Source organism: Pseudomonas sp. IT-P218, from assembly GCF_949767605.1.
GTDB classification, from domain to species: Bacteria; Pseudomonadota; Gammaproteobacteria; order Pseudomonadales; family Pseudomonadaceae; genus Aquipseudomonas; species Aquipseudomonas putida_AE.
On sequence record NZ_CATKQQ010000026.1, the window covers coordinates 1 to 26,643 of the forward strand.

Annotated in this window: 26 protein-coding genes; 10 read left to right on the forward strand and 16 right to left on the reverse strand. The window is 59.8% G+C overall.

Going from position 1 to position 26,643, the window contains the following annotated elements; translation table 11 throughout:
* Positions 1–103: 103 nt before the first annotated feature.
* Positions 104–1,303 carry a tyrosine--tRNA ligase gene (tyrS, locus tag ACM6I6_RS16915; protein ID WP_323608520.1) on the reverse strand — a complete coding sequence of 400 codons (1,200 nt, stop codon included), beginning with the start codon at positions 1,301–1,303 and terminating at the stop codon, positions 104–106.
* 213 nt (positions 1,304–1,516) lie between these two features.
* On the opposite strand from tyrS, the gene ACM6I6_RS16920 reads away from it, so the two are divergent.
* Together ACM6I6_RS16920 and ACM6I6_RS16925 are read left to right on the forward strand one after the other, a co-directional pair.
* On the forward strand, positions 1,517–2,962 hold the full coding sequence (locus ACM6I6_RS16920) for a peptidoglycan DD-metalloendopeptidase family protein (RefSeq protein ID WP_274078004.1): 1,446 nt from the start codon (positions 1,517–1,519) through the stop codon (positions 2,960–2,962).
* A gap of 3 nt (positions 2,963–2,965) precedes the next feature.
* Positions 2,966–4,057, forward strand: a complete 1,092-nt coding sequence (locus ACM6I6_RS16925) for an anhydro-N-acetylmuramic acid kinase (protein WP_323608522.1) — start codon at positions 2,966–2,968, stop codon at positions 4,055–4,057.
* Between the two features lie 67 nt (positions 4,058–4,124).
* On the opposite strand, the gene erpA is transcribed toward ACM6I6_RS16925, so the two are convergent.
* Complete coding sequence (gene erpA, locus ACM6I6_RS16930; protein WP_007906865.1) at positions 4,125–4,475, reverse strand: iron-sulfur cluster insertion protein ErpA; 351 nt, start codon at positions 4,473–4,475, stop codon at positions 4,125–4,127.
* A gap of 167 nt (positions 4,476–4,642) precedes the next feature.
* A complete protein-coding gene (argC, locus tag ACM6I6_RS16935) occupies positions 4,643–5,677 on the reverse strand; it encodes an N-acetyl-gamma-glutamyl-phosphate reductase (RefSeq protein WP_323608523.1) in 1,035 nt (344 codons plus the stop codon).
* A 134-nt stretch (positions 5,678–5,811) separates the two neighbouring features.
* Between argC and hemJ the strand changes: the two genes are divergently transcribed.
* The 6 genes from hemJ (at position 5,812) to coq7 (ending at position 10,322) form a co-directional block, all read left to right on the forward strand.
* A complete protein-coding gene (gene hemJ / locus ACM6I6_RS16940) occupies positions 5,812–6,240 on the forward strand; it encodes a protoporphyrinogen oxidase HemJ (RefSeq protein ID WP_323608524.1) in 429 nt (142 codons plus the stop codon).
* A 32-nt stretch (positions 6,241–6,272) separates the two neighbouring features.
* The gene (locus tag ACM6I6_RS16945; protein ID WP_274078000.1) at positions 6,273–7,241 is read left to right on the forward strand and encodes an NAD(P)H-dependent flavin oxidoreductase; all 969 of its coding nucleotides are present in this window, start codon (positions 6,273–6,275) and stop codon (positions 7,239–7,241) included.
* 62 nt (positions 7,242–7,303) lie between these two features.
* A complete protein-coding gene (locus ACM6I6_RS16950) occupies positions 7,304–8,251 on the forward strand; it encodes a DUF805 domain-containing protein (RefSeq protein ID WP_406592781.1) in 948 nt (315 codons plus the stop codon).
* Positions 8,252–8,312: 61 nt separating this feature from the next.
* Positions 8,313–9,101, forward strand: coding sequence for an SDR family NAD(P)-dependent oxidoreductase (locus ACM6I6_RS16955; RefSeq protein ID WP_414920284.1), 789 nt, complete (start codon positions 8,313–8,315; stop codon positions 9,099–9,101).
* 80 nt (positions 9,102–9,181) lie between these two features.
* The gene (locus tag ACM6I6_RS16960; protein WP_274077997.1) at positions 9,182–9,520 is read left to right on the forward strand and encodes a histidine triad nucleotide-binding protein; all 339 of its coding nucleotides are present in this window, start codon (positions 9,182–9,184) and stop codon (positions 9,518–9,520) included.
* A gap of 154 nt (positions 9,521–9,674) precedes the next feature.
* Positions 9,675–10,322, forward strand: a complete 648-nt coding sequence (gene coq7, locus ACM6I6_RS16965; RefSeq protein WP_274077996.1) for a 2-polyprenyl-3-methyl-6-methoxy-1,4-benzoquinone monooxygenase — start codon at positions 9,675–9,677, stop codon at positions 10,320–10,322.
* Positions 10,323–10,386: 64 nt separating this feature from the next.
* Here the strand turns inward: coq7 and ACM6I6_RS16970 are convergent, their stop codons facing one another.
* Positions 10,387–10,809, reverse strand: a complete 423-nt coding sequence (locus ACM6I6_RS16970; protein WP_015097046.1) for an OsmC family protein — start codon at positions 10,807–10,809, stop codon at positions 10,387–10,389.
* Between the two features lie 230 nt (positions 10,810–11,039).
* Here ACM6I6_RS16970 and crp point away from each other — a divergent pair, with 230 nt between their 5' ends.
* Positions 11,040–11,684, forward strand: a complete 645-nt coding sequence (gene crp / locus ACM6I6_RS16975; RefSeq protein ID WP_274077994.1) for a cAMP-activated global transcriptional regulator CRP — start codon at positions 11,040–11,042, stop codon at positions 11,682–11,684.
* 10 nt (positions 11,685–11,694) lie between these two features.
* On the opposite strand, the gene ACM6I6_RS16980 is transcribed toward crp, so the two are convergent.
* From ACM6I6_RS16980 to ACM6I6_RS16995, 4 genes are all read right to left on the reverse strand, one after another.
* Positions 11,695–12,396, reverse strand: coding sequence for a biotin/lipoate A/B protein ligase family protein (locus ACM6I6_RS16980; protein ID WP_274077993.1), 702 nt, complete (start codon positions 12,394–12,396; stop codon positions 11,695–11,697).
* A 96-nt stretch (positions 12,397–12,492) separates the two neighbouring features.
* Entirely contained in the window at positions 12,493–13,329 is an 837-nt protein-coding gene (gene trpC, locus ACM6I6_RS16985) for an indole-3-glycerol phosphate synthase TrpC (protein WP_414920285.1), read from the reverse strand.
* Positions 13,326–14,375 carry an anthranilate phosphoribosyltransferase gene (trpD, locus tag ACM6I6_RS16990; protein WP_274077991.1) on the reverse strand — a complete coding sequence of 350 codons (1,050 nt, stop codon included), beginning with the start codon at positions 14,373–14,375 and terminating at the stop codon, positions 13,326–13,328. The genes trpC and trpD overlap by 4 nt, the downstream gene beginning before the upstream one ends.
* A 9-nt stretch (positions 14,376–14,384) precedes the next feature.
* On the reverse strand, positions 14,385–14,978 hold the full coding sequence (locus tag ACM6I6_RS16995) for an aminodeoxychorismate/anthranilate synthase component II (RefSeq protein ID WP_274077990.1): 594 nt from the start codon (positions 14,976–14,978) through the stop codon (positions 14,385–14,387).
* Between the two features lie 404 nt (positions 14,979–15,382).
* Between ACM6I6_RS16995 and estP the strand changes: the two genes are divergently transcribed.
* Positions 15,383–17,290, forward strand: coding sequence for an esterase EstP (gene estP, locus ACM6I6_RS17000; RefSeq protein ID WP_414920286.1), 1,908 nt, complete (start codon positions 15,383–15,385; stop codon positions 17,288–17,290).
* Between the two features lie 177 nt (positions 17,291–17,467).
* Here estP and trpE read toward each other — a convergent pair whose 3' ends face one another.
* From trpE to ACM6I6_RS17040, 8 genes are all read right to left on the reverse strand, one after another.
* Positions 17,468–18,949 (reverse strand): anthranilate synthase component I, encoded by a 1,482-nt coding sequence (gene trpE, locus ACM6I6_RS17005; protein ID WP_274077988.1) that lies wholly within the window; start codon positions 18,947–18,949, stop codon positions 17,468–17,470.
* A 70-nt stretch (positions 18,950–19,019) separates the two neighbouring features.
* Positions 19,020–19,838: a phosphoglycolate phosphatase gene (locus ACM6I6_RS17010; protein WP_274077987.1), complete on the reverse strand. Its 819-nt coding sequence runs from the start codon at positions 19,836–19,838 to the stop codon at positions 19,020–19,022.
* Positions 19,835–20,509, reverse strand: coding sequence for a ribulose-phosphate 3-epimerase (gene rpe, locus ACM6I6_RS17015; RefSeq protein ID WP_033044299.1), 675 nt, complete (start codon positions 20,507–20,509; stop codon positions 19,835–19,837). The genes ACM6I6_RS17010 and rpe overlap by 4 nt, the downstream gene beginning before the upstream one ends.
* 80 nt (positions 20,510–20,589) lie before the next feature.
* Positions 20,590–21,738 (reverse strand): iron-containing alcohol dehydrogenase, encoded by a 1,149-nt coding sequence (locus ACM6I6_RS17020; RefSeq protein ID WP_274077986.1) that lies wholly within the window; start codon positions 21,736–21,738, stop codon positions 20,590–20,592.
* A 184-nt stretch (positions 21,739–21,922) separates the two neighbouring features.
* On the reverse strand, positions 21,923–22,747 hold the full coding sequence (locus ACM6I6_RS17025; RefSeq protein ID WP_008061581.1) for an ABC transporter permease: 825 nt from the start codon (positions 22,745–22,747) through the stop codon (positions 21,923–21,925).
* A 12-nt stretch (positions 22,748–22,759) separates the two neighbouring features.
* Positions 22,760–24,007: an ABC transporter permease gene (locus ACM6I6_RS17030; RefSeq protein ID WP_274077985.1), complete on the reverse strand. Its 1,248-nt coding sequence runs from the start codon at positions 24,005–24,007 to the stop codon at positions 22,760–22,762.
* 189 nt (positions 24,008–24,196) lie between these two features.
* Positions 24,197–25,240 carry a polyamine ABC transporter substrate-binding protein gene (locus ACM6I6_RS17035; protein ID WP_077184552.1) on the reverse strand — a complete coding sequence of 348 codons (1,044 nt, stop codon included), beginning with the start codon at positions 25,238–25,240 and terminating at the stop codon, positions 24,197–24,199.
* Positions 25,241–25,288: 48 nt separating this feature from the next.
* On the reverse strand, positions 25,289–26,413 hold the full coding sequence (locus ACM6I6_RS17040) for an ABC transporter ATP-binding protein (RefSeq protein WP_274077983.1): 1,125 nt from the start codon (positions 26,411–26,413) through the stop codon (positions 25,289–25,291).
* Positions 26,414–26,643 lie beyond the last annotated feature (230 nt).

The window sequence follows — 26,643 nt, forward strand, 5'->3', positions numbered from 1 at the left end:
ATGCGTAACTCATTGTTTACCAAGGAGTTTTCCGTTTCGACTGCGCCGGAAGTGGGGCGAATTATAGGCTTCTGGAATTCGCCGTCAACCTTTTGTTTCAGGTTTATTCGGACTTGAGCGTAATACGCGCAAATGCCTTCTTGCCGGCCTGGCAAACGTGGGTCGCACCCAGTACGTATATAAAGGAGCGATCAACCACCTCGCCATCGATACGCACACCACCAGAACCGAGCAGATCACGGGCCACAGCCGAATTCTTCACCAAGCCTGCCTTATTAAGGACAGCCGCGATCGGCATGTCTTCGGCAGCCGTCAATTCGATCTCAGGCAGATCGTCCGGCAGCTCGCCATCCTTCATGCGGTTGCCTGCCGCGCGATGAGCATTGGCCGCAGCCTCCTCACCATGGAAACGGGCAACGATCTCTTCAGCCAGCTTGATCTTGATGTCACGCGGATTGGCACCCGCCTCGACATCGGCACGGAACGCATTGATCTCATCCATGGAGCGGAAGCTGAGCAGTTCGAAGTAACGCCACATCAGTGCATCCGGGATGGAGACCAGCTTGCTGTACATCACACCTGGTGCTTCCTGGATACCAACGTAGTTGCCCAGGGACTTGGACATTTTCTTCACGCCGTCCAGGCCTTCGAGCAATGGCATGGTCAGAATGCACTGGGCTTCCTGGCCGTAGCCACGCTGCAGCTCACGCCCCATCAACAGATTGAACTTCTGGTCGGTACCGCCGAGCTCGACGTCCGCACGCAAGGCCACCGAGTCGTAGCCTTGTACCAACGGATACAGGAACTCGTGAATGGCGATCGGCTGGTTGGTCGTGTAGCGCTTATCGAAGTCATCGCGCTCGAGCATGCGAGCCACGGTGTATTGCGAAGTCAGGCGAATGAAGTCGGCCGGCCCCATCTGATCCATCCAGGTGGAGTTGAACGCCACCTCGGTCTTGGCCGGGTCGAGAATCTTGAAAACCTGGGTCTTGTAGGTCTCGGCATTTTCGAGCACCTGCTCGCGGGTCAGCGGAGGACGCGTTGCGCTCTTGCCGCTTGGATCGCCGATCATCCCGGTGAAGTCGCCAATCAGGAAGATCACTTGGTGACCAAGCTCCTGGAACTGGCGCAGCTTGTTGATCAGCACGGTGTGCCCCAGGTGCAAATCAGGGGCAGTCGGGTCGAAGCCTGCCTTGATCCGCAGCGGCTGGCCACGCTTGAGCTTTTCGATCAGCTCGGACTCGACCAACAGTTCTTCCGCACCACGTTTAATCAGCGCTAGCTGCTCTTCAACCGACTTCATAACAGACCCGCAAGGCTCGAATTCAAAGGGGATCAACCATACAAGATCGCGCGGCAAATACAAAGTTTGGCCGGCGCAATGACGCCAATCCGCTGACAGAGCGTCTGCGGACTTGCTTAAGGGATGATTTGGTTATATTTTATACAGTTATTTCATCTTTATCATGTCATTCATCTTTTCCAATTCATTTTTTTCAAAGTCAAAACACTACTTATGACCAAAGAATCGTCTAAAGCGCCACCGCTTTACCCGAAGACCCACCTGCTCGCAGCGAGTGGCATTGCCGCCCTTCTGAGCCTGGCGCTTCTGGTATTTCCTTCCAGTGATGTCGAAGCCAAAAAGACAACCCTGAGTCTTGAACTGGAAAGCCCTGCTGAACAACTGACACAGGAACAAGACGCTGCAGAAGCCGTCCAGGCCACAAATGAGGCGGTCGAGTCTCCTTTTGCGCAGATCGAAGACAGTGCGCAGGAACCCCAGGAAACCGCTCAAGCCGCACCTGCACCAGTAGTCCCTGCACCCACCCCTGCACCGGTTGCCGAAGAAAAGAAGGCGCCCACTCACAGGGAAGTGATCGTCACCAAAGGCGACACGCTCTCCACGCTGTTCGAGAAAGTCGGCCTTCCAGCCCCTTCGGTACATGACCTGCTGGCCAGCAGCAAACAGGCCAAGCAATTCAGCCAGCTCAAGCATGGGCAGAAACTCGAATTCGAACTGGGTCCTGACGGGCAACTGGCCAGCCTGCATAGCCAGGTCAGCGACCTCGAGACCATCACCCTGACCAAGAACGACAAGGGCTACAGCTTCAACCGCGTGACCGCCAAGCCCACCGTGCGCTCAGCGTACGTGCATGGCGTGATCAACAGCTCGCTGTCCCAGTCCGCTGCCCGTGCTGGCCTGTCGCACAGCCTGACCATGGACATGGCGAGCGTGTTTGGCTATGACGTCGACTTTGCCCAGGATATTCGCCAGGGTGACCAGTTCGATGTGATCTATGAACAGAAAGTGGTCAACGGCAAAGCGGTCGGTAACGGCCCGATCCTGTCCGCCCGCTTCACCAACCGCGGCAAGACCTACACCGCCGTGCGCTACACCAACAAGCAAGGCAACACCAGCTATTACACGGCTGACGGCAACAGCATGCGCAAGGCATTCATCCGTACCCCGGTGGACTTCGCCCGCATCAGCTCGAAATTTTCCATGGGCCGCAAGCACCCGATCCTGAACAAGATCCGCGCCCACAAAGGCGTCGACTACGCAGCACCGCGCGGCACGCCAATCAAGGCGGCCGGTGACGGCAAAGTATTGCTGGCGGGCCGCCGCGGCGGTTACGGCAACACCGTGATCATCCAACACGGCAATACCTACCGCACGCTGTACGGCCACATGCAAGGCTTCGCCAAGGGCGTCAAGACTGGCGGCACCGTCAAACAAGGCCAGGTCATCGGCTACATCGGCACTACCGGCCTGTCCACCGGCCCGCATTTGCACTACGAATTCCAGGTGAATGGCGTACACGTCGATCCACTGGGCCAGAAAGTAGCGATGGCCGACCCGATTTCCAAAGCTGAACGCGCACGTTTCCTGGCGCAGAGCCAGCCATTGATGGCGCGCATGGACCAGGAAAAATCCACCCAGCTGGCTTCGGCCAAGCGCTAGGCCATGGCGCTCTATATAGGTGTGATGTCCGGGACCAGCCTTGATGGCCTGGACATAGCGCTGATCGAGCAGGCCCCGGCGATCAGGCTGATTGCAACACATTACATCCCGATGCCCGACTCCCTGCGCGCCGAGCTGCTTGGCTTGTGCGCCAGCGGTCCGGATGAGATAGCCCGCTCCGCCATTGCCCAACAGAACTGGGTGAAACTGGCGGCGCAGGGCGTTCATGCCCTCCTTGCCCAACAGCAGATCAAGCCTGAAGACATTCGCGCGATTGGCAGTCACGGCCAGACCATTCGCCATGAGCCCGCTCGCGGCTTCACGGTGCAAATCGGCAACCCTGCCCTACTGACCGAGCTGACCGGCATCACCGTGGTCAGTGACTTCCGCAGCCGCGACGTCGCCGCCGGCGGGCAAGGCGCACCACTGGTTCCAGCCTTTCACGAAGCGCTTTTTGAAGAACGCACCGGCAACCGCGCGGTGCTCAACGTGGGCGGTTTCAGCAACCTCAGCCTGATTGAACCCGGCAAACCCGTTGCAGGTTTCGACTGCGGCCCGGGCAATGTGTTGCTGGACGCCTGGATTCACCAACAGCGCGGAGACAACTTTGACCGTGATGGCCAATGGGCAGCCAGCGGCAAGATTGAACCAGCACTGTTGAAGGCACTGCTCAGCGACCCCTTCTTCGTGACAAAGGGCCCAAAGAGCACTGGCCGTGAAGTCTTCAACCTGCCATGGCTGACCCGCCATCTGGCAGCGCTGCCGACCTTCGCTGCCGAGGATGTCCAGGCAACGCTGCTGGAACTGACGGCATTGACCATCATCGAATCGCTGCACAGCGCCCAGGCAGATACTCAAGAGCTGCTGGTCTGCGGCGGTGGTGCGCACAACGCCACACTGATGAAGCGCCTGGCCAACCTGCTACCGAATGCGACTGTCAGCAGCACCGCCACTCACGGTGTAGACCCGGACTGGGTCGAAGCCATGGCCTTCGCCTGGCTGGCCCACTGCTGCCTGGAAGGCATCGCGGCCAATCGCCCAAGCGTCACTGGCGCTCGCGGGCTGCGTGTACTCGGCGCCATCTACCCCGCATAAGTGACGCACAGCAAAACGCCGCAGGGCCTCAGGGCCATGCGGCGTTTTGATGATACCGACGCGCTGATCAGATCGAGAACGAAGAGCCACAGCCACAGGTGGTGGTCGCGTTCGGGTTCTTGATGACGAAGCGCGAGCCTTCCAGACCTTCCTGATAATCCACCTCGGCTCCTGCCAGGTACTGGAAGCTCATCGGATCGACAACCAGACTCACACCTTCGCGCTCAACGATGGTGTCGTCATCGGCCACTTCTTCATCGAAAGTGAAGCCGTACTGAAAACCTGAACAACCGCCGCCCGTAACGAATACGCGCAGCTTCAAGCGATCATTCCCCTCTTCATCGACCAGGCTCTTCACCTTGTGCGCGGCACCGTGGGTGAATTGCAAAGCCGTGGGGGTGAAGGATTCGACGCTCATGCTGACTATCTCCCGGCGTTACGCCGTCATATTGCGTGATGACGCGCATTATCCGCTTCTCCTAGAAAAGCGGTCAACTATTGTTATGGTATATCAACCAACCCAGTCGCCCGCCCTGAATGCAAAAAGGCCCGTTCAACGGGCCTTTTGCTGGGTGCGATACAGCGTTACGGCAACATGCCCGCGTGGGACAGGCCCAGACGCTCATCCAGGCCAAACAGGATGTTCATGTTCTGCACCGCCTGACCCGACGCACCTTTGACCAGGTTGTCGATCACCGACAACACGACCACCAGGTCACCGTCCTGTGGACGGTGCACGGCAATACGGCAGACGTTGGCGCCGCGCACACTGCGGGTTTCCGGGTGGCTGCCGGCAGGCATGACGTCGACGAACGGTTCGTCGGCATAACGTTTTTCAAACAGCGCCTGCAGATCCACCGAGCGATCCACGACGGTTGCGTAGAGCGTGGAGTGAATGCCACGGATCATTGGCGTCAGGTGCGGAACGAAGGTCAGGCCAACGTCCTTGCCGGCGGCACGACGCAGACCCTGGCGAATTTCCGGCAGGTGGCGATGCCCTTTGACGGCGTAAGCCTTCATGCTTTCCGACGTCTCGGAGTACAGCGAGCCTACGGCAGCGCCACGACCGGCACCGCTGACGCCGGACTTGCAGTCGGCGATCAGGCGCGAAGCATCGGCCAGGCCCGCTTCAAGCAATGGCAGGAAACCCAATTGAGTGGCGGTTGGATAGCAACCGGGCACGGCGATCAGGCGTGCTTTCCTGATCTGTTCACGATTGACTTCCGGCAAACCGTAGACCGCCTCGTCCAGCAACTCCGGTGCACCGTGCGGCTGGCCGTACCATTTTGCCCACTCATCAGCGTCTTGCAGACGGAAGTCCGCGGACAGGTCGATGACCTTGGTCCCGGCCGCCAGCAGCTCGCCCGCCAGGGCATGCGCAACACCGTGCGGCGTGGCGAAGAACACCACATCGCAGGCACCCAGGGTCTTGATGTCCGGAACGCTGAACGCCAGGCCGTCGTAATGGCCTCGCAGGTTCGGATACATGTCGGCCACGGCCAGGCCAGCCTCGGATCGGGAAGTGATCACCACCACTTCAGCTTGCGGATGCTGTGCCAACAGACGCAACAGTTCGACACCGGTGTAACCCGTGCCGCCGACGATACCGACCTTGACCATAAACCTGCCCTCAACGAACCCACTGGAAAGCCGTCGATAATAGGGCCCGTATCGTCCTGCGACAACCGGCAAGGTGACGTGTGGAGCCTCAACCCTCTACTATCCGGGCTACCGTGAACCTGGGAATAACCAAAATGCTTTATCTGTGGCTCAAAGCTTTCCACATCATCAGCGTCGTCTGCTGGTTTGCCGGCCTGTTCTACCTGCCGCGCCTGTTCGTTTACCATGCTCAAAGCGAAGACGCGGTCAGCAAGGAGCGCTTCAGCATCATGGAACGCAAGCTGTACCGGGGCATCATGGGACCTTCGATGATCGCCACGCTGATCTTCGGTGGCTGGCTCATCTACCTTAATCCAGACATCTTCAGCCAGGGTGGCTGGATACACGCCAAACTGACCCTGGTCGTATTGTTGATCGGCTACCACCACATGTGCGGCGCGCAGGTGAAGCGCTTTGCCCGTGGCGAGAACACCCGTAGCCATGTCTTTTATCGCTGGTTCAACGAAGTGCCAGTCCTGATATTGCTGGCTATCGTAATTCTGGTCGTCGTCCGGCCGTTTTAAATCAACAGGCACCCATTACCGGGGTATTTCCAATGTCGCTGCCCGCTCTGCTCGAACAACGTTTGCGTCTGCCCGTGGTGGCGGCGCCAATGTTCCTGATTTCCAACCCGCAACTGGTGCTCGCCTGCTGCCGCAATGGCGTGGTCGGCAGCTTCCCGGCGCTGAACCAGCGCGAGAGCAGCGGTTTCAAGGCCTGGCTGGAAGAAATCGAAGCCGGGCTGGCGAAACTGGAGAATCCCGCGCCCTACGCGGTGAACCTGATCGTTCACAACAGCAACCCGCGATTGCAGGCGGATCTGCAAATCTGTATCGAACACAAAGTGCCGATCGTGATCACCAGTCTCGGCGCCGTGAAGGAAGTGGTCGATGCGGTCCACAGCTACGGCGGCCTGGTATTCCATGATGTGACGACTCGCCGCCATGCGGAGAAAGCCGCTGAGGCGGGGGTGGACGGGCTGATCGCCGTCGCTGCGGGTGCCGGCGGACATGCCGGGACCTGGAGCCCGTTCTCGCTGATCGCCGAAATCCGCCAGTTTTTCGACAAGACCCTACTGCTGGCCGGGTGCCTGAATCACGGCCACGAAATTCTCGCCGCGCAATTGCTCGGCGCCGACCTGGCCTACTTCGGCACGCGATTTATCGGCACCACCGAAAGTCATGCACCGGATGCCTACAAAGAGATGCTGCTGACATCCAGAGCGGCAGACATCATCCATACTCCAGCGGTGTCGGGTGTACCGGCAAGTTTCATGCGCCAGAGCCTGGAGGCCGCCGGTTTCGACATGGCAGCCCTGCAAAACAAGGGCGAGGTCAATTTCGGCTCCAAGCTCAAACCCATCAGCGATGAAGCCAAAGCCTGGAAAACCGTGTGGTCCGCGGGCCAGGGCGTGGGTGAAATCGATGACTTGCCGAGCGTCGAGCAACTGGTCGCGCGCCTCGACGCCGAGTACCGCACGGCGCAGGAACAAGCAGCGCAGCTGCGCCAACACTGGCCGCGCTGAACATTCGGGCCAGCCGAGGCTGGCTATTCGTACCAATGACTGGCGACAAGGATGCCTGGGCAATGAGCGAAAACCGTTACAAGATCGTGTTCGACGGAGCACTGTTGCCGGGTGTTGATCTCAACAGCGCCAAACTCAATCTCGCTACGCTGTTCAAGAGCGACGTCAGCGCCATCGAGCGCCTGTTCAATGGTCGACCGGTAGCACTCAAGCGCGACCTGTCCCAGGCGGATGCGCAGACCTACCTCCAGGCCCTGAAAAACACTGGCATCGATGCCCGGATCGAGACGGAACCTTCGATCGAGCTTGACCTGGCCGATGTTCACGACCATCCCGCTGCGGCTGAGCCCCACTCCCCTTATGCGCCTCCACAGGCCCGCGTCGGCGAAAAACTGCCGGAGTTCGCCGCACTCAAGCCCTTCAGCATTGAAGGTCGAATCGGACGCCTGCGGTTTTTGGCATGGACCTTGGTGCTGAGCCTGGTCACCCTGCCCGTTGTCGGCGTGTTTGCGCTCATCGGCCTGGGCCTGGTCAGTGGCAATTCCACCACTGGACTGATCCTCGGCGGCATCCTGGCCTTCTTCCTGTTCCTGGCGTTCATAGTTGTCGGCGTTCTGTTCAGCGTTCAGCGTTTGCATGATATCGGCTGGTCGGGCTGGCTCTGGCTCCTTCACCTGGTTCCGTTCATAGGCAGTTTTTTCCCGCTGGTGATCATGCTCGTGCCAGGCAATACCGGCGCCAATCGTTATGGCCCACCCCCGCCGCCCAACAGCACGGCGGTCAAGGTTCTGTGCGCATTGTGGATTGTGTTTATCGGCTTGTTTGGCGTCGCCGCTATGCTGGGTGGTATCTCGGCAATCCAGCAAGAGTATGAAGACAGCCTCGAAAGCAGCTACCAAAGCGGCTCGGTGAGCACCGAGGAAATCGATATCGACGTCGAACCTGAAGCAAATTCCCCAGCCGAGGCAGCCGAAGAAGCCCCGCCCCCTGTAGACTCTGCGAAAGAATGAACAGCGCTCCCCGCCCGTGACACCTGCGTCGCGGCGCGGAGCTGTTGCGATGGAGAATGGCATGACCCGTTACGCTCTGATCACTGGCGCTTCCAGCGGCATCGGCCTGGCGATGGCCGAAGCGCTGGCCCGGCGCGGCCGCAGCCTGATTCTGGTGGCCCGACAGCGTGATCAGCTGGAAAGCATTGCGATTGAACTGACCCAACGTTTTGGCGTGGAGGTGTTGTTCCGTGCCTGTGACCTGGGCGAGCCGCTACGCCTGTCCGGCTTTTTGCTGGAGCTGGAAGAAGGTGACCGGCAGATCGACCTGCTGGTCAACTGCGCCGGCATCGGCACCTGCGGCCCGTTCCTGGCGCAGGACTGGATGACCGAGCAGGACCTGATCGAAGTGAACATTCTGGCGCTCACCCGCCTGTGCCATGCCGTCGGCAACAGCATGGCGCTGCAGGGTGGCGGACAGATCCTCAACGTCGCTTCGGTCGCGGCGTTCCAGCCCGGCCCGTGGATGAGCACTTACTACGCCAGCAAGGCCTATGTGCTGCACTTTTCCGAAGGCCTGCGCGTCGAGTTGAAAAAATGCGCGGTCAAGGTCTCGGTGCTATGCCCCGGCCCGACTCGCACGGCGTTCTTCCGCACAGCGCAACTGAACAACGACAAACTGGCCAACAGTAAAATGCTGATGAGCCCGGAGGAAGTCGCGCTCTATACCGTGCGGGCCCTGGAAAAAAATCGCGCAATCATTATTCCCGGGCGGCGCAACCGCTGGTTCGCCACCCTGCCCCGGTTCGGCTCGCGCTGGCTGATCCGCACAATCACCGGCATGGTCATCAAGGCCCACTGCCCGCGCTGAATGGCCCTGCGGTAAAACACTGGGCTGGCGCATCCGCCATGGGTACACTCAGGCCAGCTCAAACAACGGAGAAAACAGCTGTGGATACTCTGTTCACCAAGATCATCAACCGGGAAATCCCGGCGAATATCATTTACGAGGACGACCAGGTACTGGCCTTCCACGACATCGCGCCACAGGCACCGGTGCACTTCCTGGTGATCCCGAAAAAGCCGGTACGCACCTTGAATGACCTGACCGAGGACGACAAGGCGCTGGCTGGACACATCCTGTTTACCGCCCAACGCCTGGCCAAGGAACTGGGTTGCGAAAAAGGTTTCCGCGTTGTCATGAACTGCAATGAAGAAGGTGGGCAGACTGTCTACCACATTCATATGCATGTGCTGGGTCAGCGTCAGATGCACTGGCCGCCGGGCTGATTGGTATTTTCCCTTGCCGGCGATGGCGTGATTGAGATCGCCTTCGCTGGCAAGCCGGGCTCCTACAGATATTGCCTGCGTCGCAATGTCCCAGCGCAAACCTTCCCCGGCCGATTGGGTTAAACTGGCCACCGAGATTCCTCCGGAGGTCAGCATGACTACCCAACGTCACTACTCGCCGATTGATCGCCTTCTGCTGCAAGCCGATGCCGCGATGCGCACCCTGCTGCCCTTCAGCGGCCAGCCTTACCGTCCGTCGCCCGCCATCGTGCAACCTGATGCGAAAATGAGTGACGAAGACACCCGCCACGTGGCCGGGCTGATGCGCATCAATCACACCGGAGAGGTCTGCGCCCAAGCGCTGTATCAAGGCCAGGCCCTGACTGCCAGGCTGCCACAAGTGCGCGTCGCCATGGAGCACGCCGCCGAAGAAGAAGTCGACCATCTGGCGTGGTGCGAGCAACGCATTCATCAGTTGGGTAGCCACACCAGTATTCTCAATCCGCTGTTCTATGGCATGTCATTCGGGATTGGTGCTGTTGCAGGCCTGATCAGCGACAAAGTCAGCCTGGGTTTTGTCGCCGCGACGGAAGATCAGGTGTGCAAGCACTTGAACGAACACCTTGAGCAACTGCCGGCCGAGGATGAAAAATCCCGGGCGATCCTGGAGCAGATGCGCATCGATGAAGAGCAACATGCCGAAAGCGCACTGGAGGCTGGCGGTTTCCGCTTTCCGGCGCCGGTGAAGTTCGGGATGAGTTTGATGGCCAAGGTCATGACCAAGAGTACTTATCGGATCTGACCGGCTGCGTCAGAGACAAAAAAGGCGACTGCCGTGAGGTAGTCGCCTTTTTTATGATCTCGATTCAACCCAGCTCGATGATCTCGTAGTCGTGGGTAATCTCGACACCTGCTGCCCCGAGCATGATCGACGCCGAGCAATACTTCTCGGCGGACAATTCGATGGCGCGCTTGACCTGCGCTTCCTTCAGGCCACGGCCCTTGACCACAAAATGCATGTGGATCCTGGTGAAAACCTTTGGATCTTCGGTCGCACGCTCGGCTTCGAGGAAGGCTTCACAACTCTCGACGGCCTGGCGTGATTTCTTGAGGATGCTGACCACATCGAAATTGCTGCATCCGCCTACACCCAGCAGGAGCATTTCCATCGGCCGGACACCCAGGTTACGACCGCCGGCATCGGGCGGGCCGTCCATAACCACGACATGACCGCTGCCGGATTCGCCGAGGAACATGGCTTCGCCAGCCCATTGGATGCGTGCCTTCATCGCCAAGACTCCACTGTCTAAAAAAAGGGTCGCCAGCTTAGCACAGGCCCCTTGATTGACAGTGATCGCCGTCCTAGGACATAACCTGCGACGCTGTAGGTAAAATCTCGAATATTGCAGGAAGTGTCTGGTAAGCTGGCGCCAATTCACTGGCGCATGGCCAGCTATGCCCCAACGTGCGCAATTCATAAAAAACCCAACACACCGTGCAGTCTTTTCGGGATACAACCATGGTTGCTATTGCCCCCAACCCCAAGATGAAAAACCTCGACAAGCTGTTGATGCATTGCCAGCGCCGTCGCTATCAGGCCAAGAGCAACATCATTTGCGCCGGCGACCGCTCGGAAACGCTGTTCTTCATCATCAAGGGTTCGGTCACCATCCTGATCGAAGACGACGACGGTCGGGAAATGATCATCGCCTACCTGAACGCCGGGGATTTTTTCGGTGAATTGGGTCTGTTCGAGCAGGCAGGTCTGGAACAGGAGCGCAGCGCCTGGGTGCGGGCCAAGGTCGAATGCGAAGTGGCGGAAATCAGCTACGCGAAATTCCGCGAATTGTCCCAGCAGGACCCGGACATTCTTTACGTATTAAGCGGACAAATCGCACAACGCCTGCGCAACACTACGCGCAAGGTGGGTGACCTGGCGTTTTTCGACGTCACCGGTCGCGTCGCCCGCTGCCTGCTTGAACTGTGCAAGCAGCCAGACGCCATGACCCACCCCGACGGCATGCAGATCAAGGTGACCCGTCAGGAAATCGGACGGATCGTCGGTTGTTCCCGGGAGATGGTCGGACGCGTGCTCAAGGATCTGGAAGAGCGCAACCTGGTGGACGTCAAAGGCAAGACCATGGTGGTCTTCGGGACGCGCTAGGCTCGTAGACTTAGCCGCTGAAGATCTGCGCCAGCATTCGCCGGTAGAGTTCATCGAGGCGTTCCAGCGCATCCTTTGCTGCGAACTTCTCATGCAAGGCGATGTGGCTTTCGGCGCGCACCCGTTGCTCAAGGCCGCAGGCCTCATTGAAGCGGTTGACCGCCGCGACCATCGATTCGCGCTCGTTATCCAGCAACATCGCACCATGAACCAGCCCGACTGGACGCTGACCACCCTGACTCTGGCGCCAGCGCTGGGCGGTGCCGACCATCTTGCGCCCATCCAGGTTGACGTTGAACCGGCCATCACAGAACGCACCGTCAATTTCGCCCAGCGACGAAGTGCCGCCCAGCTCATCCAGTAACTGGCAGATCGGATCGCACAGACGCCGGTAGCCGGTCTCGATGCGGTTCAGATCCCCTTCGCTGCGCGGCGGCGCGTAAACCAGGGCAATGTTGATCGTTGTGGCCGATTGCGGAACAGGTTCGCCACCGGTATCGCGCAATAGCACCGGCCAGCCAGCAGCGGCGGAGACTTCGCAGGCATGTTCGAAACCTGGTAAGCGATTCAAGCGGCGCGGCATCACTAATGCCTGATCGCTTGGCTGCCAGAACAGCAGGCCAACCTCGGCGTCGCCGGCACAGACAGAGGCCAGCAAATCCTGTTCGGCTTGCAGGCCGGCTTCGATGGTCAGAGAAACAGGTGAGGTCACAAGGTACTCCGTAAGACAAAAAGTCTGTGGTGTTTCTTATGCCGCTATCGCGAGCAGGCTCGCTCCTGTAGGAGCAAGCTTGCTCGCGATGCCTTTTCAGTCGAGGGTAGAACCGCTGACAGGAATGCCGCGCTCCGGGAAGAACAGACGCTGCAGTTCAGTGCCCGGATTCTCGGCACGCATGAACGCCTCGCCAACCAGGAACGCGTAGACGTCGCTGATTTCCATCAGCTCGACATCGGCGCGATTGAGGATGCCGCTTTCGGTGATCACCAGACGATCGCGCGGGATACGCGGCAACAGATCGAGGGTGGTTTCCAGGTTGACCTCGAAGGTGTGCAGGTTGCGGTTGTTGATACCCACCAGCGGAGTGTCGAGGGTTTTCAACGCCCGCTCCAGCTCATCGCCATCGTGGACTTCCACCAGCACATCAAGGCCGACACCTTTGGCCACGGCGGCCAGTTCGGCCATTTTCACGTCGTCCAGGGCGGCGACGATCAACAGCACGCAGTCGGCCCCCAGCGCACGGGCTTCGACGATCTGGTACGGATCGATCATGAAGTCCTTGCGGATCACCGGCAGTTTGCACGCCGCGCGGGCTTGTTGCAGGTACAGATCGGCGCCCTGGAAGTAATCGATATCGGTGAGCACCGACAGGCAGGTCGCGCCGCCCTTCTCGTAGCTCCTGGCAATGTCGGCGGGAATGAAGTTCTCGCGGATCACGCCTTTGCTCGGCGAAGCTTTCTTGATTTCAGCAATCACTGCCGGCTCTTTGAGCTTGGCCTGAGCCAGCAAAGCCTTGGCAAAACCACGGGGTGCATCGGCCGCCTTGGCCAGACTTTCCAGCTCGGCGAGGCTGACACGAGCGCTACGCTCGGCAACTTCTTCAACCTTGCGCGCCAGAATGTTTTCCAGAACCGTCGGTACACTCATCCCTCATTCTCCACTTTGAATACCGCGGTAAATGCACCCAGCTCCTCGAGTTTCTCCCGAGCAAGGCCGGTGTGCAGCGCATCGTGCGCCAGGGCAACACCCTCTTTCAAACTGCTCGCATGGTCGGCGGCGTACAACGCGGCACCGGCATTGAGCATGATCATTTCAGCCGCTTTTTGACCGTTTTCGGTCTTGCGCTTGCCCAGGGCATCGCGGATCAGCTCCAGGGACGCCGCCGGACTATCCACCGCCAGACCATGCAGACTCTGGCTTTTCATGCCCAGGTCTTCCGGCTCGACCCAATACTCGGTGATCTGGTCGTTTTTCAGTTCCGCGACAAAGGTTGGTGCCGCCAGGCTGAATTCGTCCAGGCCGTCCTTCGAATGGACCACCAGCACATGCTTGCTGCCCAGACGCTGCAGGACTTCGGCCAATGGCCGGCACAGCGCTTGAGTGAATACGCCCACCACCTGATGTTTCACACCGGCCGGATTCGTAAGCGGGCCGAGCATGTTGAACAAGGTGCGCAACCCGAGTTCCTTGCGCGGGCCGGCGGCGTGCTTCATGGCACTGTGATGGGTCTGGGCAAACATGAAGCCGATGCCGACATTATCGATGCAGCGCGCCACCTGGACCGGGGTCAGGTTCAGGTAGATACCGGCCGCCTCCAGCAAATCGGCACTGCCGCTTTTACCCGAGACCGCGCGGTTGCCGTGCTTGGCCACCGTGCAACCGGCGGCCGCGACCACGAAGGACGAAGCGGTCGACACGTTGAAGATGTTGGCACCGTCACCACCAGTACCCACCACATCGACTACACCGTCGAGGGTCTTGAGTTCGACCTGGTCCGCCAGCTCACGCATGACCGACACGGCACCGACGATTTCGTCGATGCTTTCGCTCTTCATGCGCATGGCCATCATGAACGCGCCGATCTGCGCGTCCGTGCATTGGCCGGTCATGATTTCGCGCATCACGTCGCGCATCTCATCGGTGCTGAGGTCGAGGTGATCGACGATACGGCCCAGGGCTGTCTTGATATTCATGAATAGTCCTTAGCGCGTGCCGCCGGTTTGTTTGAGGAAGTTGGCGAACAACTCGTGGCCCTGTTCGGTGAGGATCGACTCAGGGTGGAACTGCACGCCTTCGATGTTCAGGGTCTTGTGACGCAGGCCCATGATCTCGTCGACCGAGCCGTCTTCCAGTTGGGTCCAGGCGGTCAGCTCGAGGCAATCGGGCAGGGTTTCGCGCTTGACGATCAATGAATGATAGCGGGTGACCGTCAGCGGCCTGTTCAGGCCGGCAAAGACACCTTTGTCTTCATGGAACACCGGGCTGGTCTTGCCGTGCATGACCTGGCGCGCGCGCACCACATCGCCACCAAAGGCCTGGCCGATGGATTGATGGCCCAGGCAGACGCCAAGAATCGGCAGTTTGCCGGCGAAGTGCTTGATGACGTCAATCGAGACGCCGGCTTCGGTGGGGGTGCAAGGACCGGGAGAGACGACGATGCGCTCAGGATTGAGGGCTTCGATCTGTGCAACCGTGAGTTCATCGTTGCGCACGACTTTGACCTGGGAGCCCAGCTCACCAAGGTACTGCACAACGTTGTAGGTAAAAGAGTCGTAGTTATCGATCATCAGCAACATGGCGTTAAGAACCTCAAAAATTCACTGACTTAATACAGCCTTCGAATGATTTACCCGCAGCGTCCTGCACTTTGGCGGTCGCTGGAATCGCGAAGCAAAGCGCAATGGCACGAATAAAGAAGGCAAAGCGGTAAAGATCCGGCCGGGCCGGCAGAAGGATTCAGGCGCGCCAACGCCAGCGGGCGTGTGCCTTGATGACTTGATCCAGAAGTTTGCTGACGATCAACACGGGGAAGGTCTCATTTATACGTCTTGGCACAGTAACTTAGCTGGGCAGAGCGTGCAATATGGGGCGATCGAAGCAAGTGAAACATTCGCCAGGTTCGCGCCGAATGGCATCAGGCTCTATAGTTTTTTGGCACTGTCGTTTCACTCACTAAAACAATAAACAAACGGACTTGCTCATGATCAGACAGACGCTGTTTGCACCGCTTGCCGGTTGCCTGCTCGCCATGGCCTGCGCCCAGGCGATCGCGGCGCCCAATCCTTATTCGAACTTCATCGTCTTCGGTGACAGCCTCAACGATGCGGGGCAGTTTACCGACACGGGCGGCCCTCCCGGTTCGACCCTGCGCTTCACCAACCGGACCGGGCCGACTTATCAGGACGGCAGCGGCGAAGCCTACTCCGCCAACTCGACCCAATTGCTTGGAGGCAGGCTTGGATTCTCAGCGGACCAGACCGCCGCTTCGACGTCAGCCGCCCGCGCCGCCCAGGGCCTTGCGGATGGTAACAATTGGGCTGTCGGTGGTTACCGCACCGATCAGATCCTCGATTCCATCACCACCGTATCCGCCACGGGTGAACGTGCGCGACTGGGTTACCTACCGACGAATAATTTGCGTGCAGATCCGAACGCACTCTATTACCTCTCCGGCGGCGGTAACGACTTCCTGCAAGGGCGCGTGCAAAGCGGCGCCCAGGCGAATGCCGCTGCGGACCGCCTGGCAAACAGCGTTCAGGTACTGCAAACGGCCGGTGCCCGGTACATCATGGTCTGGCTGTTGCCCGACCTGGGACTGACCCCTGCCATCAATGGCAGCCCTCTGCAGGGGCCTACTTCGCAACTGAGCGCGGCCTTCAACCGACAACTGGTCACTCGACTGGCGGGGATCGATGCCGAAATCATTCCGCTGAACATTCCCCTGTTGCTGCAGGAAACCTTTGCCGACCCAGCGCGATTCGGCTTTGCTACCGGGCAAAACCTGACGGCGACTTGCTTCAGCGGTGACGGCTGTACCGAAAACGCTACCTTTGGCATCAACAGCGCCAACCCGGACCCCAGCCAACTGATTTACAACGATGGGGTGCATCCGACCGAGGCCGGGCAAAAGCTGGTGTCCGATTACGCCTATTCCTTGCTCGCTGCGCCTTGGGAACTGACGCTGCTGCCAGAAATGGCCCACGCCACGTTACGTGCGCATCAGGATGAACTGCGCAGCCAATGGCAATCCGACTGGGAGGACTGGCAGGCCGTTGGCCAATGGCGCGCTATTGTCGCCGGCGGCGGTCAGCATCTGGACGTCGACAGTCAGGACAGCGGCGCCAGTGCCGATGGCAGCGGCTACAACCTGAACATCGGCGGCAGCTATCGCCTCAATGAAGCCTGGCGCGTGGGGGTGGCGGCAGGCTTCTATCGTCAGGATCTGGAAGCAGGCGATAACGATTCGGACTACAAACTCAACAGCTACCTGGCCACGGTATTCGCCCAGTTCCAGCAGAACCGTTGGTGGGCCGACGCCGCGTTGACCGGTGGCAAGCTGGATTACGACAATCTCAAGCGCAAATTCGATCTGGGTGCAGGCGAAGGTGCGGAGAAAGGCGACACCGACGGCTACCTCTGGGCCTTTAGCACACGCCTGGGTTATGACATTGCGCAGCCGGGCAGCGACTGGCACCTGTCGCCGTTCATCAGCGCCGATTACACGAAAGTGGACGTCGACGGTTACTCGGAAAACTCCACTCGTTCCACGGCCCTGACCTTTGATGACCAGAAACGCGATTCAAAACGACTCGGCGCCGGGCTGCAGGGTAAATACCGGATCACCCCGCAAACCCAAGTGTTTGGCGAATATGCCTACGAGCGTGAATATGACGATGACGTGCAGAAGGTGAACATTGCCCTCAATAGCCTGCCTTCCCTCGACTTCAGGCTTGAGGGCTATACGCCGCAGAGCCATTTGAATCGCCTGAGCCTTGGCGTCAGCCACAAGTTGACGGCCGATCTGGCGCTACGTGGCGGGTATACGTTGCGCAAGGATGATGACTTTACCCAGCAAGGGATTAGCGTTGGGGTCGCGCTGGACTTCTGATTCTGCAAACAGCAGGCATAAAAAACGCGGCACCCTCACAGGCGCCGCGTTTTTTTTATGCTGATGAGATCCCTGTGGGAGCGGGCTTGCCCGCGATGGCGACCTGTCAGTCAACATGAATATTGAATGTTCCGCCCTCTTCGCGGGCAAGCCCGCTCCCACAGGTTTTGCGTGAAGTCAGTTTTCTGGGGTTTGTTCGGCCAGGGCCACCGCACGGAACATCGCGCGGCGTTTGTTCAGGGTCTCTTCCCATTCCAGCGCCGGCACCGAGTCGGCGACGATGCCGCCACCGGCCTGCACGTGCAGTTCGCCGTTCTTGATCACCGCCGTACGGATCGCAATGGCGGTGTCCATGTTGCCGTTCCAGGCGAAGTAGCCGACGGCGCCGCCGTAGACACCACGCTTGACCGGCTCCAGTTCGTCGATGATTTCCATCGCGCGGATTTTCGGTGCGCCGGACAAGGTGCCCGCCGGCAGAATCGCCCGCAGTGCATCCATCGCCGTCAGGCCTGCCTTCAATTGGCCGGTGACGTTGGACACGATGTGCATCACGTTGGAGTAACGCTCGATGACCATCTTCTCGGTGAGTTTCACCGAACCGATTTCCGATACCCGACCGGTGTCATTACGACCCAGGTCGATCAGCATCAAGTGCTCGGCGATTTCCTTGTCATCCGACAGCAGGTCTTTCTCCAGTGCCAGATCGGCCTCTTCGTTCGCACCCCGCGGGCGTGTGCCGGCGATCGGGCGCACGGTGATCAGGTTGTCCTCTACCCGCACCAACACTTCCGGCGAACTGCCGACGACGTGGAAGTCACCGAAGTTGAAGAAGTACATGTACGGCGTCGGGTTGAAGCAGCGCAACGCCCGGTACAGATCGATGGGTGCGGCCTTGAAGTCGATCGACATGCGCTGGGACGGCACGACCTGCATGCAGTCACCGGCCAGGATGTATTCCTTGATGGTGTCGACCGCTTTTTCATAGTCGTCCTGGGTGAAGCTGGAGCGGAACACCGGATCAGCCGCTTGCTGCTTGCTGAAATCCAGGCCAGGGCGCGGGGTGATGGGTTGACGGAGTCTTTCCAGCAACTCCTCCAGTCGCGCGCGCCCTTGCTCGAAGGCGTCTTCCCGGGCCGGATCGGCCAGGACGATTGCGTGCATCTTGCCGGCGAGGTTGTCGAACACCACCACTGCGTCGGACACCATCAGCAGGATGTCCGGTACGCCCAGCGGATCCGGGTTCGGGCACTTGCCCAGGCGCTTTTCCACATAACGTACGCAGTCATAACCGAAATAGCCCACCAGGCCACCGTTGAAGCGCGGTAGGCCGGCGATAGTCGGCACGTTGTAGCGAGCCTTGAAAGCTTCGACGAAAGCCAGTGGGTCTTCTACATCGTGGCTTTCCGTCTCGACGCCGTCGATGGTCACGCTGACGTGATGGTCATGCACCCGCAGCACGGTGCGGCACGGCAGCCCGATGATCGAGTAACGGCCCCACTTCTCGCCGCCCTGCACGGACTCCAGCAAATAGGAGTTGGGCTCGTCGGCCAGTTTCAGGTAGATCGACAACGGCGTGTCGAAGTCGGCCAGGGTTTCGCAGGCAAGCGGGATGCGGTTGTAGCCGGCAGCGGCCAAACGCAGGAATTCTTCGCGGATCATGAGGTGCCTCGTGGCTTGAGGTTCTAACAGTCAGGTATGCAAACGCGCCGGATGACCGGCCAGGATCAAGTCAGGCGCGCCAACGCCAGCGGGCCAGGGCCTTGATGACTTTCATCCAGAGTTTGCGAGTGACCACCACGATGGCGTTTCCAGAAGGGGGTTGAACAGCGTCGGCCAACGTTATCTCAGCGGCCGGGTCCAGGCAACCGCGAATTAGCTTGCGCAGATCGTCGATCACCAGTGCAGGCGATTCTTCGGCGATCGGACGCCCGTGGTTATAGCCGTAGCTCAAGGCCACGCACTTGACCCCCGCCGCTTTCGCCGCCAGCACATCGCTGCGCGAATCGCCGACGAACAAGGATTGCGAGGCCGGGATGTTGGCCATTTTCATCACGAAAAACAGCGCGGCCGGGTCGGGCTTTTTCTGTGGCAGGGTGTCGCCGCCGATGATCCATTTGAAATATCGGCCGATCTTCATCTGATCCAGCAGCGGCGCGACGAAGCGCTCCGGCTTGTTGGTGATCAGCGCCATCTCGACGCCCTGCTTTTGCAGCCATTTCAGGGTATCGCGCACACCGGGGTAGACCACGGTCAAGCCATGGCTGTCGGCATAGGCCTGCATGAAAATCTCCAGCGCACTGTCGGCCTCGGCGTCATCGACCATCGAATGGTCGATACCGCCGGCCAACGCACGGCGCACCAGCACCGGCGCGCCATTACCTACCCATTCACGCACCGCATCGAGACCGGCCGGTGCGCGACCGAGTTTGAGCAGCATCTTGTCCACAGCCACCGCCAGGTCCGGGACCGAGTCGACCAACGTGCCATCCAGATCGAACATCACCAGCCTGGGCAGGCATCCCGGGAACAGCTGCTCAAAGCCACTCATGGGCGAGCCAGCGCCAGTTCGGAACGCATTTTTTCAATCACTTCCTGATAGTTCGGTGCATTGAAGATCGCCGAACCGGCCACGAAGGTGTCAGCGCCGGCCGCCGCGATTTCACGAATGTTGTTCACGTTGACGCCACCGTCGATTTCCAGGCGAATATCACGACCCGAAGCGTCGATAAGCGCCCGCGCCTCACGCAGCTTGTCGAGGGTGCCAGGGATGAACTTCTGCCCGCCGAAACCCGGGTTGACGCTCATCAGCAGGATCATGTCGACCTTGTCCATCACGTACTTGAGCACGTCCAGCGGCGTCGCCGGGTTGAACACCAGGCCCGACTTGCAGCCGCCTTCGCGGATCAGTTGCAAGGAGCGGTCGATGTGCTGGGTGGCTTCCGGGTGGAAGGTGATGTAGGTCGCGCCCGCTTCGATGAAGTCACCGACGATGCGGTCCACCGGGCTGACCATCAGGTGCGCGTCGATCGGCGCGGTCACGCCGTACTTGCGCAGCGCCGAGCAGACCATCGGGCCAATGGTCAGGTTCGGCACGTAGTGGTTGTCCATGACATCGAAGTGCACGAAGTCGGCACCGGCGGCCAGGACGTTGTCCACTTCTTCACCCAGGCGGGCGAAGTCGGCGGAAAGAATCGACGGAGCAATTACGAAGGGCTGCATGACGCACCTTTTCTGAGCAGAATCACGATGGCGCGCATTGTATACCTCATGCTTTGGCCGGCGCACCGAAAGCGCGATGATCAGTAGGCCGCCCGGTAGATTTTCTCGATATCGACAGCACTCAACCGGCGCGGATTGTTGCGCATCAGGCGCTCGATCCCCGCCGCCTCCACGGCCATCGCCGCAATGGCATCCTCGGGAACCCCGAAACTGCGCAGTCCTTGGGGGATTTCCACGGCCGCGCACAGCTCGGTCATGGCCTCAACGGCTTTGTCGGCCGCTTCATTGGCGCTCAGATGAGCAGTCTTCACGCCCATGGCTTCGGCGATATCCTGCATGCGTTCAACGCAGGCCATCTTGTTCCAGGTCATGACATGGGGCAGCAGCAAGGCATTGCTGACGCCATGGGCAATGTTGAAGCGCCCACCCAGCGGATACGCCAGAGCATGCACCGCGCCGACACCGGCATTACCAAATGCCATGCCCGCCATCAGGCTGGCGGTGGCCATGTCTTCGCGGGCCTGAAGGTTGGACGGGTTGGCGTAGGCCTTGGGCAATGCCTTGGCGATCAGTTTGATTGCACCGATGGCCAGGGCGTCGGTAATCGGCGAGGCATTGACCGACAGATAGGATTCGATGGCATGCACCAGCGCATCGACACCACTGGCCGCCGTGACACTGCGCGGACAGGTCAGGGTCATCTGCGGGCTGACCAATGCCACGTCCGGCAACAGATAGTCGCTGACGATGCCTTTCTTCAACTGCGCGACCTTGTCGGAAAGGATCGCCACGTTGGTGACCTCGGAACCCGTGCCGGCCGTGGTCGGGATGGCAATCAGTGGCGGGCCCTTGCGCGGCACCTGGTCGACACCGAACAGGTCTTCCAGCGCGCCGTGATAACCGGCGTAGGCCGCCACGCTCTTGGCGATGTCGATGGCACTGCCACCGCCGAGGCCGATCAGCCCGTCATGCCCTCCGTCGCGATAGACCCGCATGCAGTCTTCGACGATGGCGATTTCCGGGTCCGGCAGCACCCGGTCGAAGATTTCGTAGCTACGCCCGCCCAGCTGCGCCAGCGCCAGCTCTACCGTGCCGGATTTGACCAGCGCGGCGTCGGTGACGATCAGCGGATTATCGATATCCAGACGCGTCAGCTCGGCGGACAGTTGCTCGATGGCCTCTGCGCCGGTGATCAGTTTGTGAGCGATTTTGAAAGAGGAAAGACCCATGTGCGCAGCCTCTTATAGGAGTGGGAGCTGGGCACAATAGTAGCTGGGGATTTGCGGGTGTTTGGTATTCAGATCGTGAATGACCGAAGTGCTTTTGTAGGAGCTGCCGCAGGCTGCGATCTTTTGATCTTGAAAATCAAAGTCAAAAGATCGCAGCCTTCGGCAGCTCCTACAGGGGACCGGGTTAAACCTGCGCGGTACGAAGTTTCTCGCTGCGGCCACGCAGCCATTCCAGGGTCAGCAGCAGGATCACCGAGAAGGCGATCAGCAGCGTCGCGGCGGCGGCGATGGTCGGGCTGAGGTTTTCGCGGATGCCGCTGAACATCTGCCGTGGCAAGGTCGCTTGCTCGGGCCCGGCGAGGAACAGCGTTACCACCACTTCATCGAACGAAGTGGCGAAGGCGAACAACGCACCGGAAATCACCCCGGGTGCGATCAACGGCAGGGTCACCCGGCGGAACGCGGTCAGCGGTGAAGCACCGAGGCTGGCAGCGGCGCGCACCAGGTTCTGGTTGAAACCCTGCAAGGTCGCCGACACCGTGATGATCACGAACGGCACACCCAATACCGCATGCACCACGATCAGCGAGAAGAAGCTGTTGCCCAGACCCAACGGCGCAAAGAACAGATAGCTGGCCACACCGATGATCACCACTGGCACCACCATCGGCGAAATCACCAGCGCCATCACCAGCGGTTTGCCGGGGAAGTCGCCACGGGTCAGGCCAATGGCCGCCAGCGTACCAAACACCATCGCCAGCACCGTGGCCGCCGGGGCGACGATGATGCTGTTCTTCAGGGCGCGCATCCATTCCGCCGAGGCGAAAAAGTCGTGGTACCACTGCAGCGAGAAGCCTTGCAGCGGGTACACCAGGAAACTGCCGGAGTTGAACGACAGCGGGATGATCACCAGCACCGGCAGGATCAGGAACAACAGGATCAAGCCGCAGAGTATCCGCAAGCTGTAGAACCACACCCGCTCAATGGGGGACATATAAGGACTCAGCATTTCATTCTCCCCTTAGCTCAGGCGCAGGCGACTGGCGCCCACCAGCCAGCTGTAAATCAGATAAAGCACGACCGTCGCGAGCAACAGCAGCCCGCCGAGTGCGGTCGCCATGCCCCAGTTGATGCTGGTGTTGGTGTAGAAGGCGACGAAGTAGCTGACCATCTGATCGTTCGGGCTGCCCAGCAACGCCGGGGTGATGTAGTAGCCGATGGCGAGGATGAACACCAACAGGCAACCGGCGCCGACACCGGCATAGGTTTGCGGGAAGTACACCCGCCAGAAACTGGCGAACGGATGGCAGCCGAGGGAAATCGCGGCGCGCATGTAGGTCGGCGAAATGCCTTTCATCACGCTGTAGATCGGCAGGATCATGAACGGCAGCAGGATGTGCACCATGGAGATGTAGACACCGACCCGGTTGAACACCAGCTCGATCGGCTTATCGATGATGCCCATGGCCATCAGGCCGCTGTTGATCAGGCCACCCGATTGCAGCAACACGATCCACGCCGCGACACGCACCAGGATCGAGGTCCAGAACGGCAGCAACACCAGAATCATCAGCAGGTTGCTCTGGCGCGACGGCAAGTTCGCCAGCAGGTAAGCCAGTGGATAGGCAAGCACCAGGCAGATCACGGTGATGACCAGGCCCATCCAGAAGGTGCGGGCGAAGATGTCGAGGTAGATCGCCTGGTCCGGAGTGGCCGGGGCGATTTCGCCGAGGTCGTCGATGCGGTGGTCGACGGCGGCCAGCAAATAGTACGGGGTGATGCTGCTGGTGTTGCGGCGTACGGCTTGCCAGTAGGCCGGGTCGCCCCAGCGTTCGTCGAGACCTTCCAGCGCTTCTTTATAAGAGGCCGGTTCAGTGGCGAACGGCAAGGCGCGGGCGGTCTTGGTCAGCAGGCTGCGGTAGCCGGCCAACTCCATGTTCAAGCGTTTGGACAAATCGCCCAGGGTCTGATTCTTGCGCGCTTCGGCGAGGTCTTCGCTGGCCGCCTTGTACACGGGTTCCGCAGGCAGGCCGCGGCCGTCCCAGCTGGCAATGGCTGCCACGGTGCGCGGCATGCCGCCGACCACTTCCGGGTTACCCACGCTTTTGTAGAGCAGCGCCACGATTGGCACCAGGAACACCAGCAACAGGAACAGCACCAGCGGCGCGATCAACGCCTGGGCCTTCCAGCGGTTGACCCGCTCGGCATGCTTGAGCCGCTGCTTCAAGGTGGGGTCAGTGCCCGCGTTCACGGGAACGGCGATAGCCATGGCGTACTCCGGAAATCTTTGATCGTTACAGAGGTGGCACTCTTTGAATGTGAGTCCACCTCTGTTCTTGATAACAACTGATCACCTGTAGGAGCCTGGCTTGCCAGCGATGAACGATAACGGGGTCTGGCAGATACACCGTGCCGCCCGGATCGCTGGCAAGCCAGCTCCTACAGGTTTAATCGCACGTTATTTGGCAGCCCAGGAATTGAAGCGCTGTTCCAGTTGCTCGCCGTTGTCAGCCCAGAAGCTGACGTCGATCTGCACCTGGTTGGCGATGTTTTCCGGGGTGGTCGGCATGTCTTTCAGGACATCCTTGGCCAGCAACGGAACAGCCTGGGTGTTGGCCGGGCCGTATGCGATGTTTTCCGAGTAGGTCTTTTGCTGCTGCGGCTGCACCGAGAAGGCGATGAATTTCTTCGCAGCTTCGGCACGCTTGGCGTCCAGGCCTTTTGGAATGGCCCATGCGTCGAAGTCGTAGATGCCGCCGTTCCACACCACTTTCAGGTTGCTTTCTTTCTGCACGGCAGCGATGCGACCGTTGTAGGCCGAGCTCATGACCACGTCACCAGAAGCGAGGTACTGCGGTGGTTGTGCACCGGCTTCCCACCACTGGATGCTTGGCTTGAGCTCATCAAGCTTTTTGAACGCGCGGTCCTGACCATCCTTGCTGGCCAATACCTTGTAGACGTCTTTCGGCGCAACGCCGTCGGCCATCAGCGCGAATTCCAGGGTGTACTTCGCGCCTTTACGCAGGCCACGCTTGCCCGGGAACTGCTTGGTGTCCCAGAAATCCACCCAACTGGTTGGTGCGGTTTTCAGCTTGTCGGCGTTGTAGGCCAACACGGTCGACCACACGAAGAAACCCACGCCACACGGCTGGATAGCGCCTTTGACGTAGTCTTCGTTCTTGCCGAACAGTGCCGGGTCGAGTTGTTCGAACATGTCTTCGTCGCAACCGCGGGACAGTTCCGGCGACTCCACTTCCACCAGGTCCCAGGACACGCTCTTGGTGTCGACCATGGCTTTTACCTTGGCCATTTCGCCGTTGTACTCGCCCGCCACGATCTTGCCGTTGCCTGCCGCTTCCCACGGTGCGTAGAAGGCTTTGACCTGCGCGGCCTTGTTCGCCCCGCCAAAGGACACCACGGTCAGGTCCGGGCCAGCCGCCATCGCGCTGGCTGCCCCCATCATGCCCAGTGCCAGAGCGGTGAATTTCAGGGATCTCAACATTTATTGTTCTCTCCACGTGCAGGGTTGGTGTTGTTGAAGCCGGGGCGATCAATGCGCCTCTAGAAGTGGATCGAGCGCGCGAACGTGTTCGACCTGCCAGCCAAGCGGTACCACATCGCCGACCGCGAGCGCAGGATCCAGCTCGGCAATCGGTTGTTTCACGAAGAAGTCGGTCTTGCCACAGACTTCCAGGCGAACCCGGACGTGGTCGCCCAGATAGATGAATTCCGCCACCCTTCCCGAGAAGCGGTTGACGCACGACTCACTGGAGCCATTGAGGCTCACGCGTTCCGGGCGAATGGACAAGGTGACGGGTTCGCCGGTCTGGCCGACATTGACGGCCAGGGCTTCGACCTTTTCACCGCGACTCAACTCGACGATGCAACGATCGCCGGTCTGGCTGTGCAGGCGGCCATTGAGGCGGTTGTTTTCGCCGATGAAGTTGGCGACGAAGGTGTTTTTCGGCTCTTCATAAAGGGTGCGCGGCGGAGCGATCTGCTGGATTTCGCCTTGATGGAACACCGCCACCCGGTCGGACATGGTCAGCGCTTCGCCCTGGTCGTGGGTCACGTAGACCACGGTCACGCCCAGACGCTGGTGCAGGTGCTTGATTTCCATCTGCATGTGTTCGCGCAGTTGCTTATCGAGGGCGCCGAGGGGTTCGTCCATCAGCACCAGCTGCGGTTCGAACACCAGAGCGCGGGCCAGTGCCACGCGCTGCTGCTGACCACCGGACAATTGCGCCGGGTAACGCTGGGCGAACGTATCGAGCTGCACCATGCTCAGGACTTTTTTGACTTTGTCGCTGACGTCGCTTTTATTCAGCCCGCGCACGGTCAGCGGGAACGCCAGGTTCTCGGCCACCGTCATGTGCGGGAACAACGCGTAGTTCTGGAACACCATGCCGATGTCACGCTTGTGCGGTGGCACGTTGTTGATGGCGCGACCAGCCAGCAGGATTTCGCCCGCGGTCGGTGTTTCGAAACCGGCGAGCATCATCAGGCTGGTGGTCTTGCCGGAGCCGGAGGGCCCGAGCAAGGTCAGGAATTCGCCTTTGCGAATGTCCAGGTTGAGGTCCTTGACGATCAGGTTCTCGCCATCGTAGCTCTTCTGCACTCCACGAAAGCTGACCAGAACATCATTGGCCCCTGCGCTTGAATCGACCTGGCTCATACCCACACCCTTGTTGTTGATGACTGCTGTGGACTAAGCCTAGTGGACGCTGGGGACCACGCAAATCGGGGGGCAAGAGAGAATCGCCTCAGCCATATGGAAGACTGGGGGTAGGGATTGCCCTACAAGGATGGCGCGTTTTGGCAAATGCAGCGGCAAGTTGTCAGCTTCAAGCCGCAAGTAAAGGCAAAAGCGGGTGGGCGAGATGTCGTAAATGGATACGGGTATGA

Coding starts and splice junctions, on each gene's coding strand:
- tyrS (WP_323608520.1), bottom strand. CDS start 1,303: ATGAAGTCGGTTGAAGAGCAGCTAGCGCTGATTAAACGTGGTGCGGAA.
- ACM6I6_RS16920 (WP_274078004.1), top strand. CDS start 1,517: ATGACCAAAGAATCGTCTAAAGCGCCACCGCTTTACCCGAAGACCCAC.
- ACM6I6_RS16925 (WP_323608522.1), top strand. CDS start 2,966: ATGGCGCTCTATATAGGTGTGATGTCCGGGACCAGCCTTGATGGCCTG.
- erpA (WP_007906865.1), bottom strand. CDS start 4,475: ATGAGCGTCGAATCCTTCACCCCCACGGCTTTGCAATTCACCCACGGT.
- argC (WP_323608523.1), bottom strand. CDS start 5,677: ATGGTCAAGGTCGGTATCGTCGGCGGCACGGGTTACACCGGTGTCGAA.
- hemJ (WP_323608524.1), top strand. CDS start 5,812: ATGCTTTATCTGTGGCTCAAAGCTTTCCACATCATCAGCGTCGTCTGC.
- ACM6I6_RS16945 (WP_274078000.1), top strand. CDS start 6,273: ATGTCGCTGCCCGCTCTGCTCGAACAACGTTTGCGTCTGCCCGTGGTG.
- ACM6I6_RS16950 (WP_406592781.1), top strand. CDS start 7,304: ATGAGCGAAAACCGTTACAAGATCGTGTTCGACGGAGCACTGTTGCCG.
- ACM6I6_RS16955 (WP_414920284.1), top strand. CDS start 8,313: ATGACCCGTTACGCTCTGATCACTGGCGCTTCCAGCGGCATCGGCCTG.
- coq7 (WP_274077996.1), top strand. CDS start 9,675: ATGACTACCCAACGTCACTACTCGCCGATTGATCGCCTTCTGCTGCAA.
- ACM6I6_RS16970 (WP_015097046.1), bottom strand. CDS start 10,809: ATGAAGGCACGCATCCAATGGGCTGGCGAAGCCATGTTCCTCGGCGAA.
- crp (WP_274077994.1), top strand. CDS start 11,040: ATGGTTGCTATTGCCCCCAACCCCAAGATGAAAAACCTCGACAAGCTG.
- trpC (WP_414920285.1), bottom strand. CDS start 13,329: ATGAGTGTACCGACGGTTCTGGAAAACATTCTGGCGCGCAAGGTTGAA.
- trpD (WP_274077991.1), bottom strand. CDS start 14,375: ATGAATATCAAGACAGCCCTGGGCCGTATCGTCGATCACCTCGACCTC.
- ACM6I6_RS16995 (WP_274077990.1), bottom strand. CDS start 14,978: ATGTTGCTGATGATCGATAACTACGACTCTTTTACCTACAACGTTGTG.
- estP (WP_414920286.1), top strand. CDS start 15,383: ATGATCAGACAGACGCTGTTTGCACCGCTTGCCGGTTGCCTGCTCGCC.
- trpE (WP_274077988.1), bottom strand. CDS start 18,949: ATGATCCGCGAAGAATTCCTGCGTTTGGCCGCTGCCGGCTACAACCGC.
- ACM6I6_RS17010 (WP_274077987.1), bottom strand. CDS start 19,838: ATGAGTGGCTTTGAGCAGCTGTTCCCGGGATGCCTGCCCAGGCTGGTG.
- rpe (WP_033044299.1), bottom strand. CDS start 20,509: ATGCAGCCCTTCGTAATTGCTCCGTCGATTCTTTCCGCCGACTTCGCC.
- ACM6I6_RS17020 (WP_274077986.1), bottom strand. CDS start 21,738: ATGGGTCTTTCCTCTTTCAAAATCGCTCACAAACTGATCACCGGCGCA.
- ACM6I6_RS17025 (WP_008061581.1), bottom strand. CDS start 22,747: ATGCTGAGTCCTTATATGTCCCCCATTGAGCGGGTGTGGTTCTACAGC.
- ACM6I6_RS17030 (WP_274077985.1), bottom strand. CDS start 24,007: ATGGCTATCGCCGTTCCCGTGAACGCGGGCACTGACCCCACCTTGAAG.
- ACM6I6_RS17035 (WP_077184552.1), bottom strand. CDS start 25,240: ATGTTGAGATCCCTGAAATTCACCGCTCTGGCACTGGGCATGATGGGG.
- ACM6I6_RS17040 (WP_274077983.1), bottom strand. CDS start 26,413: ATGAGCCAGGTCGATTCAAGCGCAGGGGCCAATGATGTTCTGGTCAGC.